The organism is Draconibacterium mangrovi, from assembly GCF_010586825.1.
Classification (GTDB): domain Bacteria; phylum Bacteroidota; class Bacteroidia; order Bacteroidales; family Prolixibacteraceae; genus Draconibacterium; species Draconibacterium mangrovi.
Window position 1 is genome coordinate 46,220 of record NZ_JAAAGB010000019.1, and the last position, 15,538, is coordinate 61,757.

The window sequence follows — 15,538 nt, forward strand, 5'->3', positions numbered from 1 at the left end:
ATCAATAGAATAAAAAAAGAGCCATTCGTCAGCTGACGGATGGCTCTTTTCGTATTTTTCAGCCTGATTCTTATTCTTCTTCAGGAGCAAGGTATTTATACACGATACCGGCCAAAATTGCACCAACTATAGGTGCTACCCAAAACAGCCATAACTGACCGATCAACTCTCCGTTACCGGTAAAAATTGCCTGACTGGTGCTACGTGCCGGATTTACCGAAGTATTGGTAACCGGAATGCTTATGAGGTGAATTAAAGTTAAACACAAACCAATGGCAACACCTGCCAGATATTTTGGTGCCTTTGAATGGGTAGCACCCAAAATAACGATCAGGAAGAAAAAGGTAAGCACCACTTCACAAACCAGGGCAGCTACCATTCCATAACCTCCGGGCGAATAGGCACCATAGCCGTTGGAAGCAAAAGTTCCGATTTCGGCACCAGACTTACCGGTTGCAATAATGTAAAGCACAGCAGCACCGGCAATACCACCCAACACCTGGGCAACAATGTATGGAATAAGATCCTTGACATCAAAACGGCCACCAATCCATAACCCCACCGAAACAGCAGGATTTAAATGACAACCGGAAATATGCCCAATTGCATAAACCATGGTTAAAACGGTTAAACCAAAGGCCAGGGCCACACCGGCAAACCCAATTCCCAACTCCGGGAAAGCGGCTGCAAGCACAGCACTTCCACAACCTCCGAGAACCAACCACATGGTTCCGAAAAATTCAGCAACTAATTTTTTCATACGTTAATTTTTAATTTGGAAATTCATTTAGATTTAAATGCCTATCAATTAAATACAGGATTTAATGTTATTGCCTAGAAAAGTTAGGGTTATTGAAAGAAAAAAACAAATATTTAAAAGCATGCTCAAGGATGTGCTTCGCTATTAAAAATCTGATCTTATTCAGTTTTTGATTTGATCAATTGCTACAAAACAGCTTAAATCCTGGCATTTTTATATTTCGAGCATGGCTAGTCATCGTATTTGTTTGCTACATCGGCGAAAAAGAATAAATTAGCGACTCCTTAATTAAACCGGCATCAAAATAAAAACCATCACGAAAAACAAAATCGGTTCTGCGTAGAAAGATTTGGTTTTTCAATCCATAAAAGGCAAAAAAGGTATGAAGATTCTGAAAATTAAATTACACTGGCAAATTCTTATCGCACTGGTACTGGCTGTTATTTTTGGTTATTACGTTCCTACCGGAATAAAATACACAGCCTGGATGGGCGATATCTTTTTAACCGCACTGAAGATGGTGATTGTACCTTTGATTTTAAGTTCGATAATTTCAGGGGTTACCAGTATGGGAGGCGGAAAAAACCTTGGCCGCCTTGGAGGAAAAACAATGCTCTACTACCTCTCTACCAGCACCTTGGCAATTCTAACAGGATTATTTCTTGTGAACATCATTCGCCCCGGTGTTGGAATTGAAATGGGTTTAACTCAATCGGTTGAAGGTTTAACAGACAATGTTGGGTCAATCAATGAAATACTCATGCGAATTGTTCCTCCTAATATTTTTAGTGCCATGGCGAATGGAGAAATCCTTCCAATAATCTTTTTCGCTATAATTTTTGGCGTATTTATTACACAAGTTGATGACAAGTACAAGAATTCGCTGACCACCTTTTTTGAAGCAGTTTTTGAAGTAATGATGAAAATGACCATGTTCATTATTAAGTTCACACCTCTGGGAATTTTTGGAATTGTTTCTCGCGAGGTAAGTAGAAATGCTCATCAATTGGCTGATATAGCCGGAGGTATGGCAATCTACATGTTAACCGTTGTTTTAGCATTAGGAATTCATGCTTTTATAACTCTTCCGTTAATTGTTCGTTTTGTTGCGAAAGCAAAACCATACCAGCACCTTAACAACATGGCAACTGCTTTACTAACTGCATTTTCAACCGCTTCATCAAGTGCCACATTGCCTTTAACCATGGAAGCAGTTGAGCACAAAAGTGGTGTTTCTAATAAAATTACCAGTTTTACGCTGCCTCTTGGAGCAACTGTAAATATGGATGGTACAGCTCTTTACGAATGTGTTGCAGCCATGTTTATCGCCCAGGTTTATGGTATTGAATTTACTTTTATTCAACAAATTTTAATCGTTGTTACCGCTTTGTTGGCATCAATAGGAGCCGCCGGTATTCCAATGGCCGGTCTGGTTATGCTTACTGTAATTCTCACTGCCGCCGGATTACCACTTGAAGGTATTGGCTTGATACTTGCCGTTGATCTACCGCTCGACATGATGAGAACTTCAATTAATGTTTGGAGCGACAGTTGCGGAGCTGTTACTGTAGCCCGTTCGGAAAATGAAGAAACAAGTGTAGCCGTTTAAACACCATCTTCACTTATTTTCTTTGAATGCAAACCACTTTTTCATTCAAGACATCTGCGAACGGCACGAATTCATCTGCCAAATGTGCTTTTTAATCTGCATAATTCAGACTCCTTTAAACTTGTAAATCTAGACGAATTTATTGGCTTATTGGCAGAATATCAATGGATTATTCAAATAAATGGTTTACCATTGTAGGGTAAATGCATTTAACACTACAATGAAGATTTTTAAGTACCGGGTTCTAAACCACATACTATTTTGGATATTTATATTTACGTTTTATACGGTTCCATATCTATTGTCATATGGATTTGTAATCGAAGCGTTTATAAATATCATCTATATCCCCATCGACATTGTTGGCGTTTACATTGTTATCGAATACCTTATTCCACGTTTTGTATTTAAAAAGCGGCGTTTTGAAATTTTCATTCTTGGCACTGTAGTAATAATCGCACTCAATATTGCCATCTCGCAGTTTATAAAGCTGAACATCCAACCATTACTGGGGTTTTGGGTGGTACGCCGACCGTTTAGCTCCGAGTTATTTTCGGCTTTGCTAAATAATTTTATGATCATCGGTACGGCCACAGCTTTTAAGTTGTTCAGCTATTCATACAATATTCAATTAACACAATCCGAACTGGAGCGTAAAACCGTTCAGTCGGAACTGGGAATCTTACGATCGCAGGTAAATCCGCATTTCCTTTTTAACGTGCTGAATAATATTGATGCGCTTATTTATGAAGATAAAGAAAAAGCGTCGAATGCCATTGTGCTGCTATCGAAAATTATGCGTTACATGTTGCAGGAATCAACTCACGAGATGGTGAAACTGGACAAGGAACTAAGTTATATTCAAGACTACCTGGAGTTGGCGAAACTGAGCTTTGCCGATCCTGAATTTTTAGAATTTGAACAAAAAGGAGCACCTAATTCGCAATTGGTACCGCCACTTTTATTTATCCCAATAATTGAAAACGCAGTAAAACATTGCAATAAACAATCGGAGTCGCCCGGTGTAAAAATTAACTTTTCCATTGATACCGACTGGATTGAACTATGCACATCGAATTTTGTAAAACGCAACAATTTTAAACTGCCCGACAGTGGCACCGGAACAGGCTTAAAAAATGTTGAAAAGCGCCTAAAACTCCTTTATGGCAGTGATTTTACTTTTGATATTAAAAAGGATATGGATAAATTTGATGTACATATAAAAGTGCCGGTTTAAAAGAAAAATTTGTTTTATGAAAATGAATTGCATAGCTGTAGACGACGAACTTTTGGCCTTAAAAAAGATAGAACGTTTTGCCGAAAAAATTGATTACCTCAATCTTTTGGGCACATTCGATAATGCTTTGTCAACCTTTTCATTTCTGCGCGAAAACAAAGTCGACCTTATTTTCCTCGATATTCAAATGGATGAATTTACCGGCATCCAGTTACTCGAAACATTAAAAGATCCGCCATACGTAATTTTAACCACTGCCTTCGACGAATATGCACTAAAAGCCTATGAGTTAGATGTGGTAGATTACCTTTTAAAACCCATTCCTTTCGAGCGTTTCGTAAAAGCCACCGAAAAGGTTTATGCCCGATTTTTAAAGGACCAGAACAACCAAACTCCGACACCAACGCAGCATCTGGTTGAAAATAATGATCACCCGGAATATACCTTTATAAAATCGGGGAATAAAACGGTTAAAGTTTATTTCGACAAGATTTTATACATTGAAGGACAGCGCGATTACCTGCAAATCCATACCGAAGACAGCCGGATTATGACCCTTCTGAATTTCAAAAAAATGCAGGAATTGCTGGATGAACAGAAATTTATTCGTGTGCATAAATCATACATCATTTCAATCAATAAAATCGACTACATTGAAAACAATACCATTAAAATAAAAGACAAACTTATTCCGGTTAGCAGCACCTATAAAATTGCTTTCCAAAACCTGCTTCAGAAAAAGAATTTTTTATAGCCAACAGCTCCGGGCACCTGTCTTTTTAACAAAATTTCACGCTCACACTTTTTCAATTTTTATATTTTTGCAGCTGTTTTTTAGAGTTAAAACCAGTTTAAAAACCCAGTAAAAATGAAGCGATTAATCCAAGTTTTTATCTTGTTTTTTGTTGTGATAGCACTAACAAACTGTAAAAAAGCAAACAACAACATTCTGTACCACAAAGCTTACATCGACGAGATTAAAGAAGTTAGAAAAGAACTCTCAACTTATTTGCGAACGAACTTTATTCCGGGGGCACAAATCGCTATTGCCAAAAACGGGAAACTTATTTATTCAGAGGGAATTGGTCTTGCCTCGACTGACCTTGAAGTGAAAGTTACCCGTGATACAAAATTCCGAATTGGTGACTTATCCGAAATTTACACCACACTTATTTATTTAAAAATGGTGGAAGACGGCACACTTAATCCCGATTCTACCATACAGCATTATCTCCCTGATTTTCCGGAAAAACGACTTCCGGTTACCATCAAAAATCTGAAAGATCACACCTCGGGATTCAGGGAAATGAGCAACAGCGAGGATAACTGGCAGGCAACAAATATCTCGCTTCAGAAAGGTTTGGAAACTTTTCAGGATGATGAGTTGATGGCACCTCCGGGAGATTTTCACCTGGAAAGCCGCTTAAATTTTAACCTGCTTGGCGCCATTATGGAAAAAGCATCGGGAAAGCGGTTTGATGAGCTGCTGCAAGAATATGTAACCGACACTCTGCATTTCGAAAGTACTTGCCCTGATAATCCGTTTTCAACAATAGAAGGACGCACTAATTTTTACGATCACAACATTATTGCGCAGGTGGTAAACGCCATGACTACCGATTTACGTTGGCGGGCTCCATCAGAAGGGCTTTTATCAAGTGCCGAAGATTTGGTAAAACTCACCGATATCTACTTTAATTCCGATTACCTGAACGACAGCACACGGGCTCATCTTTTTGATCCTGTTGAGCTGAATAACAATCAGGTAGCGCAATTTGCCAACGGTTGGCTAATTTTACGCGACCGCGAAGGAAATGTATTTTACGGTCGTGAAGGTTCTGTACACGGAGGTAGTTCGTCTGTGCTTATTTACCCGAAAGAAGAGCTGATTGTAGCAATTACAACCAACCTTACCCAGGAACGAAGCAATTCTACCATTTTTAAACTGGCCGACATTTTCCTGCCAAAACCGGAGGAAAGCGAGGAATAGAATTTTCTTTTCGGAACTTCAATACACGGGTTTTTATAAAAAGTTTTACTTTAGATATTCAAAACAAGACTTTTTATGGAAACCCTTATTTTTTTGGGAATACTTATTGGACTGGCTGCCGGAATTTTCGGAACGATTTATTATTACAAAAACCGCAACGAAAAACAACTGCACGACCAGTCGGTTATTTTGCTTGACAAAATAAAACAGGTTTGCAAATTAATTACCGTTGAAGGAGAATTCTCGGAACTGTACACCCACCGCGACGAAAAACAGCTGTTCTTCAAACTTTTTCAAACCGAAAAACGAGCTTTACTAATTGTGAAAGCTAAAGTGATGATCGGTTTCGATCTCACCAAAATAAACATCGATATAAATCCGCATAAAAAACTGGTGGAGTTATCGCGCTTTCCCGAGCCCGAAATTCTTAGCATCGACAGCGACCTGGAATATTACGACATACAAAAGGGTATCATCAACAAAATAAATGAATCAGATTTGACCAACATGAATAAACGCTCGAAAGAATTTATTCGTGAAAAAGTGGAGGAAAGCCACCTTGTACAAATTGCGAAAGACCAGGCCACCGATACCATAGCTCTTGTGCAGCAATTAATTGAATCCGTAGGCTGGCAATTTGAAGCCGAACACCGTAAAATAAGCGCTGCAAAAGTGAAACACCTGTTGAATGATTAATTGAAATACTGCGCAAAATATTCAGGCATTTCGTCCAGTTCCCTAATCTCAATCTCTTTATAAAAAACCTCTGCCGCCTCGCTTTGCAATTGTATTTTTCCTTTATCCAATGGCAATGTTTTACCATCTTTAATGTAACGCGAGTTACGTAAAACCATTACCACCTCGCCGTTTACCATATGAATGCTGTTTCCATCGTAACAAATCAGTTCCAGCAAGTTCCACTCGCCAGGCGCTTTTTCATAATTTCCGCTACGCAGGCAAAATCCCTGAATGGCCTCGTCCTGCCCCATCGGCAAAAAAGGCTGACTGGCATCGGCAACCGGATTCATGATATATTCGGGAAGGTAAGCGCGTATGTCGATGGCCGAAGTCATTTGACTCCAGTAATCGCCCAGGTGGCCTTCCATAACCTGGAATTCCTGCGAAAGCATCCACGTGCGCCAGTACTCTGCGCCAAGTGGACCAATGGAGTGATACAAAATTCCGGAGTCTTTCAGCAGGTTTTTACGCGGATCAAACTTTTTATCGCCCCATTTCATTTTAAGCCGCAAATGGTAATTGTGATATTCTTCTTTTGTGATCAGACAGCCATAAATTTCGCCGCTTATTTTTAACACATCTTCTCCGTCTTGTTCGGTTACAGTAAAAACATTATACCCTTCTTTATTTAAGCCTATAGGTTCTATTAAGTTGCCATCGGCATCCTTTGGCTGTTGCCCGTTGTAGCCCAACTGGTGTTTATAACTTAAATACCTGTCCCACTTCGATAGATCTTTATCCATCAACGATTCCCATTCGTTTGATGTATTGCACGACAGGAGTAGAACAGTGAATAGAAGAACCAGGATTGAATTTTTCATCTTTTATATTGGCTATTTAGTATAAGTATTGTCGATTATTGATTTGAATTCGTTGGCATATTCGAAATTACTCGGCATTATCTGCGTAGCTGTGATAATGATGAGCTGGTCGGTTGGGTTGACCCAAAAATTTGTGGAAGCTGCGCCTGCCCAACTGTATTCTCCCGTTTCAAAATCAACAGCTCCTGCCAGTCCGTATCCCATCCGGCCATTTTCGTAGGTTGCCGATTCCGGCAGCTGGTTACTCATAATCAATTCTACCGTTTGCGGTTCCAATATTCTTGCGCCATCCAGTTCGCCTTTGTTCAACAACATTTTACAAAAACGGGCATAATCATCAATGGTTGAAACCAGTCCTCCTCCACCCGAAAAAAGTGTTACGGGCTGTTTAAATACATCTGCAAATAGATCTTGAGCGGGTGCCAGCATTTTATCCTCACCCTGATTATAAAGCCTACAGAAACGATCGTGCTTTTCTTCCGGCACATAAAAACCGGTATCATCCATTTTTAATGGTCCAAAAACGTTCTCCTTAAGGTATTCATCATAAGGTTTTCCTGAAATCACTTCTACGAGGTAACCGGCCACATCAATCGAAAGCCCGTACATCCATTGAGTCCCGGGTTGAAAATTAAGTGGCATATCGACCAACGCAAGCATTTTGTCTTCCAGCTTTCCATCCCATCCACTTACATCATTTACCCGATAAAGCGAGTCAACATATGATGGATTCCAACCATAAGATATTCCGGAAGTGTGGGTTAATAAATGCCGAATCGTCATTTCGTTTTCCTGAAGTTCCAAACTAAAACCATTTTCATTGGGTATGTACACTTTACAATCGGCATATTTTGGAATGTAATCCGAAACTTTATCATCCAGGTCAAATTTTCCTTCATCGTATAAAGTCATTAAAGCCACTGCTGTAACGGGTTTGCTCATCGAAAAAATCCGATAAATCGTATTCGTTTCAATAGGTTTCTCATTTTCCCTGTCGGCATAACCTTTATTCATTCTAAAAACCTCTTCGCCATCTTTAATAATCAGTGCTGAAAAACCGGCTAACTCACCTTTATCAATATACTGCTGAATAAGGTTTTCTGCTGCCGTTAACGAATCGGTGGCAACTGCACCGCTGTTTGTTTTCTGTTCTTTTGGCGTTGAATTACATCCTGCAACAATCAAAACAAGCAAGAATAAAAACGGGAAATAAGCTTTGAAAGATTTCATACGATTTATTTTATGTTAGTTTATTTTTAGTCTGATAATGTGAATTAAACTGAATATTTTCAAATTTATAAAAAAGCCAATCCAGATCGCTTTCACCTTCTAAATTTATGATAATAACATCATATATCAAACTTTTTAAGTCAGTTGCCCGCATTGCAAGTCGCTCGGTTTTAACCCTGACTTAACAAGAATCAACTAATCACTAAAAAGGTGTTGCCGAACATAAAAAAGGCAGTACTTTTGCGGCGTCAAAAAAATAAGGCAACATGGGGTACACAAGTAACACACTGATTATTAGAAGAGATTTACTGAAACAAATCGTCAGGCTTTTTGCCGATGGCAAGCTGGTGGAGGAGATCGACCGAATTCCCATCCAAATGGCACCAAAACGCCGCGAAGCACAACACCGTTGCTGTATTCATAAAGAACGGGCGGTCATAAAATACAAGTTGTTTCCTTTGCTGGGTTACACTGTTGACGATGAAAAAGATGAATTGACTCCCCTTAGTACCTATGCCGAAAATGCCCAAAACCGCACGCAGGTAAAAAAAGAAATAATGACCGTGGTTGACGAAGCCTGCACGAGTTGTGTTAAAGCACAGTATGTGGTAAGTAACCTTTGCCGGGGCTGTGTGGCGCGTCCGTGTATGATGAACTGCCCGAAAGACGCCGTTAGCATGGTAAATGGTCAGGCACAAATTAACACCGACAAATGTATTAACTGCGGTATTTGCCAAAAGCAGTGTCAGTACCACGCCATTATCCACGTACCTATCCCCTGCGAGGCAGCGTGTCCGGTAGGAGCCATTTCGAAAGACGAATACGGTGTTGAACGTATCGACGACGATAAATGTATCTACTGCGGAAAGTGTATGGTAGCTTGTCCGTTTGGCAGTATTTTCGAAGTGAGTCAGCTTATCGATATTCTGATGTGTATCCGAAAAGAAGAGCACACCACCGCTATTTTTGCTCCGGCCATTCACGGACAGTTTAACCTGTCGACCGGGCAAATTGAAAACCTGTTAAAAGAAATTGGTTTTAACGAAGTGGTAGAAGTTGCCGATGGAGCGAGAAAGACTGTTGAACACGAATCGGCAGAATTTCTTGAACGCCTTGACGAAGGAGCACCGTTTATGACCACCAGCTGTTGCCCAAGTTATGTGGAAACCGTTGAGAAGCACGTAAAAGGATTAAAACCTTTTGTATCGGACACACCATCGCCGATGATGTATGCGGCCGATATTGCCCGCGAGAAAAATCCGGGCACAAAAGTGGTTTTTATCGGACCATGTATCGGGAAACGAAAAGAAGCCCGCCGCAACGATAAAGTTGATCATGTAATGTCGTTTGAGGAGCTGAATGCACTGATTGTTGGTCTGGATATCGATTTGGGAGGAATTCCCGATAACGAAGCCCGACATAATAAAAAGACCGTTGACCGTGGTTTTGCACTTTCGGGAGGTGTAACTGCCGCTGTTAAAGCCGAGCGTCCCGAGGCAAACATTAAAGAACTGGTGATTAACGGTGTTGACAAAAAAGCCGTTGGAATGATGAAAGCTTACGCCCGTGGAAAAGCGCCTGCAAACTTTATCGAATTTATGGTTTGCGAAGGTGGCTGTATTAACGGGCCTGCATCGCTGGGCGAAATGGCCGGTAACCGTAAATTGTTTAATGCCAACTTAAAAGACTAGATACCGCAAAAAGGGAAAACATGGATCAACATTTTCAGGATATCATTTTACAATCAACCGGAGCAGAAAACCTTTACGAAATTGAAGTAATTCAGAGTTTGTGGAGCGGATACGGCGAAATCGTACGTTTTGGGCTGGAAGGTTGCGAGCTTGAAAGTGTGGTGGTAAAACATGTTAACCTGCCCGAAGGAGGTTCGCATCCGCGTGGTTGGAATACCGACCTCTCGCATCAGCGGAAACTAAAATCGTACAAAGTGGAAACAAAGTGGTACAGATCGTTTAACGAAAAGTGCGACGATGATTGTAAAACACCACAATGTTATGCGCTGGAAACAAAGAGCAGCGAAGTGTTAATGGTTTTTGAAGACCTCGACAGCACCGGATTTGCAAAACGTTTAAGCTCTTCAGTTAACTGGGACAATATAAATGCGTGTATCCATTGGCTGGCCAATTTTCATGCAACTTTTATGGGAGTAAAACCCGAAGGTTTATGGGAAACCGGAACTTACTGGCACCTTGAAACCCGCCCCGAAGAGCTGGAAGCAATGGATGATCTGCCCTTAAAAAATGCCGCGAGCGCTATTGATAAAAAGCTTAGCGAAAGTCCTTTTCAAACGCTTGTGCACGGCGACGCCAAACTGGCCAACTTCTGTTTTTCGAATGATGGGAAGAAGGTGGCTGCTGTAGATTTTCAATACGTTGGCGGTGGATGCGGCATGAAAGACCTGGCTTATTTTATTGGCAGCTGCATGAGCGAAAACGACTGCGAAAAATATGAAGGTAAGTTACTTGACATGTATTTTACCCATTTGCTTGAAGCTCTTCAAAAGAAAAATACCACTATTGACGGCGATGCGCTTGAAGCCGACTGGCGTAATTTATATCCCATTGCCTGGGCCGATTTTCATCGCTTTTTAAAAGGCTGGCATCCGGGGCACTGGAAAATCAATTCGTACAGCGAACGTGTTTCGCGCGAAGTCATTGAGAAACTAGCGGAGTAAACCCAACTTTGTGTACCTTTAGCCCTTCATTTTTTAATTTATTGATCAATCCTGCATATGCGTTTAACAACTACCGATTTACTTGCACTTTCTCAACTGGCCGTTGAAGCGGCTGAAAAAGCAGGCGCTTTAATTCGCGAATATTCCACAAAAGAAGTGGCCGTAAACAATAAGGAAGCGGCCGACAGCCTGGCCTCGCAGGTGGTTACCGAGGTGGATGTAAAAGCACAAAACACCATTCTGGAAGTACTTTCACCCTCCATTTCTAAATACGACCTGGCTTTGCTTACCGAAGAGAGCGTTGATGATAAAAGCCGTTTCGAAAAAGACTATTTCTGGTGTATCGACCCCATGGACGGAACACTGGCATTTACCGAAAAAACACCCGGTTATGCCGTTTCCATTGGCCTGGTTTCGAAATCGGGAGAGCCGGTTATTGGCGTTGTTTTCGATCCGCTTACACAGAATCTTTATTACGCCGTAAAAGGCCAGGGAGCTTTTAAAAACCACAAAAGCTGGCAACCTGATTTACAGCTGGAGGGCAAAAGAACATTTACCCTCCACATGGACCGTACTTTCCTGAAATACGAGCATTTCGATGAATTTATCAACGGACTGGAGGATAAGTTGCAGGAACTAAATATCAACCAATTGCAACTACAAAAACAGGCCGGTGCTGTTTTAAACGCCATCTGGACACTCGATAAGGCACCGGGCTGCTATTTTAAATTGCCGAAACCAACACCCGGCGGAGGAAGCCTTTGGGATTTTGCAGCAACAGCATGTATTTTTAACGAGATTGCTGCTCCGGCAACAAGTTTCGATGGCACACCCCTCGACCTAAACCGAAAGGATTCTACCTTTATGAATCACCGTGGAGCGCTGTATACCAGCAACGCCGAAATTGCGGATGCGATTCGGGCTTTGCTGAAAACAAATTTGTAACGGTTCTGAACGGAACGCATAGAATCGCGCAGCAACAAAGCATGTGCGATATTGTTATTAATCGGTTTGGTTACGATCTGCATCCTAGTTATCGGGATTTGATCGTACAGAATTGCAAATGCGTTCAAACGATTTATTGTTTCGGTTAATGTGATCGTGATACCGCGATTGCCAGGCGAATTCCGGGTTTATTTTTCGGGCATGTGTTGTTACCCCAATTTTGAAACCACGTATTATTGATGCCAAATTTTTACGTTGCGGACCAAATTGGTTGGCCGGCGACGGCGGCATTGGTGGCGTTTGTGGTAGATTTAGATAGAACCGGATATTAACGGTTGGTACATGTTGTCGGGGCGGATTTCGGAGAGCGTTCCTGTCCGCCAGCTGGCGGACACGGAACTGCGAAACGGGAATACGCAGTTGGCGTACCACCGAACCCCGACCTGCAATATGTACTGTGTTATGCTTTGTGCTTTTCTATATTTTGTACAATATCATTCAATTTGGCTGATAATTCTTTATATCTTTTAATCATTGTTGTAGCAATTTCATTTATATATTGTTTTTCCATCTGGATTGCCTTTATATTATTCATAGCTCCGCTGGATGAAATGAAAAGAGGTTTAGTCCTAGTGTCTAATCTGATAGAATTCAATATATTTAGAACAGGAATAAAGAAATCCCTTTTTAAAATTGACGGGATAAATTTTCCATCATCTAAGTAAGGAACAATTTGTGCATTATATAAATCAGCAATAGGTTTATATCTAGCATCTTCATTAGGTGCAGATTCAGTTTCTCTCTCAATTTCAATTCCGTATTCTGCAAAAGCTACTCCAAAAGATTGAAGATTCATGCTTAAGGCTTCTGTGTACTTTGAACTCTGTTCTATAAATTTCTCAAATTTTTCTTTTAAAGAACTATGCAGGAATACCAAAATACTAATATATCCATGAGTTCTGTTTGAGATTTTTACAATGTCACTGAAATCAGCTTTTTTGTTCTTCATCTCAATGTATTTTATTAACTCATTTTTATCGAGGGATTTGAAGATTTCTCCATTTAAGGATGAGTAAGAATTTATTGCTGGTATTGTGAATTCTTCTTCCTTGTGGTTTTCAATAAATTTCTCTAATGACTCTATTTGCTTTTTTAGCGGTTCCTCTAAACTACGTAATTCTGCTATCCATCTTTCTCCAGATTTCTTTATTCTCTTTTTATCAGAAATTTTATCCAACCACTGTTTAGTCCAAATACCAAGAAATAGAGTTAAAATTGGTAAGAGATATCTTAGAAAATCAAATTTGCTTTTTTCTTTAACCATTACAACTTTGGTCAAACCATTTGTATTTAATGGAACTGGCAGAGTTTCACTACTAGTAAGCTCTAATTCTGTAGTATCAACATCTACTTCCGCCTTTTTTTGTTTTTTATAAGTGTTATCGACTTTAGTTTCTAATATAGTTACCTGCTTTTTAAGATTTGATGAATCATCTTTTGAATCAATGGGTTCTTTATCGGTAATTATAGATGTTCCTTGTTGCTTTAAACTTTCTAAATTTCGAACTTTCTGTGAAACTTTAACATCAACTATTTTGCTTTTAGTCGAATCTTGTTGCCCTATTGAGGGGATTGAGATAATCAGAAATATTATAATTAGTAGTCTATTCATCTTTTTCAGCATTAAGCATAACGGTTGGTACATGTTGTCGGGGCGGATTTCGGAGAGCGTTCCTGTCCGAAGGACACGGAACTGCGATGCGAGAATCCGCAGTTGGCGTACCACCGAACCCCGCCCTGCAATATGTACTGTGTTAACGCCTGGCTTTTATTTTTTTTCATTGTCCATTCATGTTTGGGAAATTTGGAACTACAACATCTTTTACTTTTGAATTTAGATAAAACCTAAGTGAATCATTTCCTTGTACTAACCAAACCATTTCCTCAGTATTAATTTTCTCAATATGTACTTTCGTTGAATCAAACTCATTATGGATTAGCAAATAGAGATTTTTTAGTTGCCATTCTCCTTTTATAAGATTTTCGTTACTCTCAACTTTTGTTTTATATTGATATGTATTGTCTGAAGCAAAATTCCATATTTTCTCGTTGTCTTTTTCTGTTGGATTAATTGTCCCAGTCTTAAGGTCAATGACTTTTTCAATTTTCCAATCATAATTTGTAAGCATTTTCTCAACCTTATTTTGACATGAATAAAAAATGCCAATTATAAATATTATGAGTATTACCTTTTTCATTTGCTTTCGGTTAGTTTCTTATTGTTTTTTTCAAGCTTGGCGTTAACGGTTGGTACATGTTGTCGGGGCGGATTGCGGAGCGCGTTCCTGTCCGAAGGACACGGAACTGCGATGCGAGAATCCGCAGTTTGCGTACCACCGAACCCCGCCCTGCAATATGTACTGTGTTACCAACCGTTTTTTTCTATTTGTTTTATTTTGTCAATATTATGCTTTTCAATATTAGTCAGTTCGTTACTAATCTCTTCTGATGATTTATTTGTCGGTTTATACCAATCTTTTGATTCAAAGTACTTTTTTAAGTCGGGAGAATTAAAATCATAACCATTGTAAGCAAAGATTTCGTTTCGAATGATTCTCAGTTTTTCCTTATCAAAGTTCTGGAAAAACTCATCTGGTAGTTCAATTAATGAAAGTATCCCAAACTCTCTATCTTTTAACGACTGCTCAAACTTTTCACTAATCATAAAGGTCTGGTTGGTGATATTCTCTTTCACAAGTGACGCTGAATAAACATCAATAAAGTTCTCAACTTTTGGATAAACAAGATTTTTTTCTTGAGTGAGTTTTTTATCCACTGTAAAATTCTCAGAGAATGAACGGTATTCTGTTGGATAAAAACTGTAGAAATGGTAATAACTATCTTCATTTCCGTATGATTCACTAAATGAATAGTCTCCTACCAAGTAGCGTTTATTATCAATGATTGGAGTTTCCTTAACTTCAAATTCTCTATTAAAACGTTCAATTAATGAGTTGCCAGTCCATTCAAGTATTGTTGTCTTTACCCTGCAACAGCCATACTGGAATCCCGAAAGAATCAAATAATATTTTCCTTTGTCTTTGATAATACCTACTCGGTTATCAATTATCTCATCTGTGAATTTGTTTAATTCTGGTTTTTCAACCCATACTTCCTCATTTTCAAAGGAAAGAGTGTCAGTTCCACTTATGACAAGGAAATTTGTAAATTCTGTTTTTTCAAATTCTCCATTAATCTTGTCGTAGAACAATAGTTTTTCAATGCTACCATCATTCCCCAAATCAAACTCGGTTTTGTGTGTCAAGACTTGCGCAAATCCGAATTTTGATGTGAGGAAAACAATAAGTAGTATTTTCAAGTATTTAAGTTTCATCTGAGCTTTTTCAAAATGGTTGGTAACGGTCACTTGCAAGTTGTCGTTGCGGATTTCGAAGAGCGTCAGCGTCCGCAGGACGAAGACGGTCAAGAAAGGAGCAGAGACAACGCACCGCACTG

Annotated in this window: 14 protein-coding genes; 8 read left to right on the forward strand and 6 right to left on the reverse strand. The window is 39.7% G+C overall.

Features of this window, described 5'->3' with window-relative positions; all coding sequences use genetic code 11:
* Window positions 1-70 precede the first annotated feature (70 nt).
* A complete protein-coding gene (gene aqpZ, locus G4420_RS23075; protein WP_163326312.1) occupies window positions 71-760 on the reverse strand; it encodes an aquaporin Z in 690 nt (229 codons plus the stop codon).
* Window positions 761-1,142: 382 nt separating this feature from the next.
* Between aqpZ and G4420_RS23080 the strand changes: the two genes are divergently transcribed.
* The 5 genes from G4420_RS23080 (at window position 1,143) to G4420_RS23100 (ending at window position 6,292) form a co-directional block, all read left to right on the forward strand.
* Window positions 1,143-2,369: a dicarboxylate/amino acid:cation symporter gene (locus G4420_RS23080; RefSeq protein ID WP_204273802.1), complete on the forward strand. Its 1,227-nt coding sequence runs from the start codon at window positions 1,143-1,145 to the stop codon at window positions 2,367-2,369.
* A gap of 220 nt (window positions 2,370-2,589) precedes the next feature.
* Entirely contained in the window at window positions 2,590-3,606 is a 1,017-nt protein-coding gene (locus G4420_RS23085; RefSeq protein ID WP_163326313.1) for a sensor histidine kinase, read from the forward strand.
* A gap of 16 nt (window positions 3,607-3,622) precedes the next feature.
* Window positions 3,623-4,360 carry a LytR/AlgR family response regulator transcription factor gene (locus tag G4420_RS23090; RefSeq protein ID WP_163326314.1) on the forward strand — a complete coding sequence of 246 codons (738 nt, stop codon included), beginning with the start codon at window positions 3,623-3,625 and terminating at the stop codon, window positions 4,358-4,360.
* 114 nt (window positions 4,361-4,474) lie between these two features.
* Complete coding sequence (locus G4420_RS23095) at window positions 4,475-5,596, forward strand: serine hydrolase domain-containing protein (protein ID WP_163326315.1); 1,122 nt, start codon at window positions 4,475-4,477, stop codon at window positions 5,594-5,596.
* A 75-nt stretch (window positions 5,597-5,671) separates the two neighbouring features.
* Entirely contained in the window at window positions 5,672-6,292 is a 621-nt protein-coding gene (locus tag G4420_RS23100) for a DUF4230 domain-containing protein (protein ID WP_163326316.1), read from the forward strand.
* On the opposite strand, the gene G4420_RS23105 is transcribed toward G4420_RS23100, so the two are convergent.
* Both G4420_RS23105 and G4420_RS23110 read right to left on the reverse strand, forming a co-directional pair.
* Window positions 6,289-7,155, reverse strand: coding sequence for a 3-keto-disaccharide hydrolase (locus G4420_RS23105; RefSeq protein WP_163326317.1), 867 nt, complete (start codon window positions 7,153-7,155; stop codon window positions 6,289-6,291). The genes G4420_RS23100 and G4420_RS23105 overlap by 4 nt on opposite strands.
* A 12-nt stretch (window positions 7,156-7,167) precedes the next feature.
* Window positions 7,168-8,385, reverse strand: coding sequence for a serine hydrolase domain-containing protein (locus G4420_RS23110; protein ID WP_163326318.1), 1,218 nt, complete (start codon window positions 8,383-8,385; stop codon window positions 7,168-7,170).
* Between the two features lie 266 nt (window positions 8,386-8,651).
* Here G4420_RS23110 and G4420_RS23115 point away from each other — a divergent pair, with 266 nt between their 5' ends.
* From G4420_RS23115 to G4420_RS23125, 3 genes are read left to right on the forward strand one after another with little or no spacing between them, the layout of a single operon-like run.
* Complete coding sequence (locus tag G4420_RS23115; protein WP_163326319.1) at window positions 8,652-10,076, forward strand: monomeric [FeFe] hydrogenase; 1,425 nt, start codon at window positions 8,652-8,654, stop codon at window positions 10,074-10,076.
* Between the two features lie 20 nt (window positions 10,077-10,096).
* Window positions 10,097-11,077 (forward strand): oxidoreductase family protein, encoded by a 981-nt coding sequence (locus tag G4420_RS23120; protein ID WP_163326320.1) that lies wholly within the window; start codon window positions 10,097-10,099, stop codon window positions 11,075-11,077.
* Between the two features lie 57 nt (window positions 11,078-11,134).
* The gene (locus G4420_RS23125; protein WP_163326321.1) at window positions 11,135-12,022 is read left to right on the forward strand and encodes a 3'(2'),5'-bisphosphate nucleotidase CysQ family protein; all 888 of its coding nucleotides are present in this window, start codon (window positions 11,135-11,137) and stop codon (window positions 12,020-12,022) included.
* Between the two features lie 460 nt (window positions 12,023-12,482).
* Here the strand turns inward: G4420_RS23125 and G4420_RS23130 are convergent, their stop codons facing one another.
* The 3 genes from G4420_RS23130 to G4420_RS23140 all read right to left on the reverse strand — a co-directional run.
* Complete coding sequence (locus G4420_RS23130; protein WP_163326322.1) at window positions 12,483-13,694, reverse strand: hypothetical protein; 1,212 nt, start codon at window positions 13,692-13,694, stop codon at window positions 12,483-12,485.
* 166 nt (window positions 13,695-13,860) lie between these two features.
* Window positions 13,861-14,280 carry a hypothetical protein gene (locus tag G4420_RS23135; RefSeq protein ID WP_163326323.1) on the reverse strand — a complete coding sequence of 140 codons (420 nt, stop codon included), beginning with the start codon at window positions 14,278-14,280 and terminating at the stop codon, window positions 13,861-13,863.
* A gap of 167 nt (window positions 14,281-14,447) precedes the next feature.
* On the reverse strand, window positions 14,448-15,538 hold a 1,091-nt coding region (locus G4420_RS23140), incomplete at its 5' end, for a YARHG domain-containing protein (RefSeq protein ID WP_204273803.1).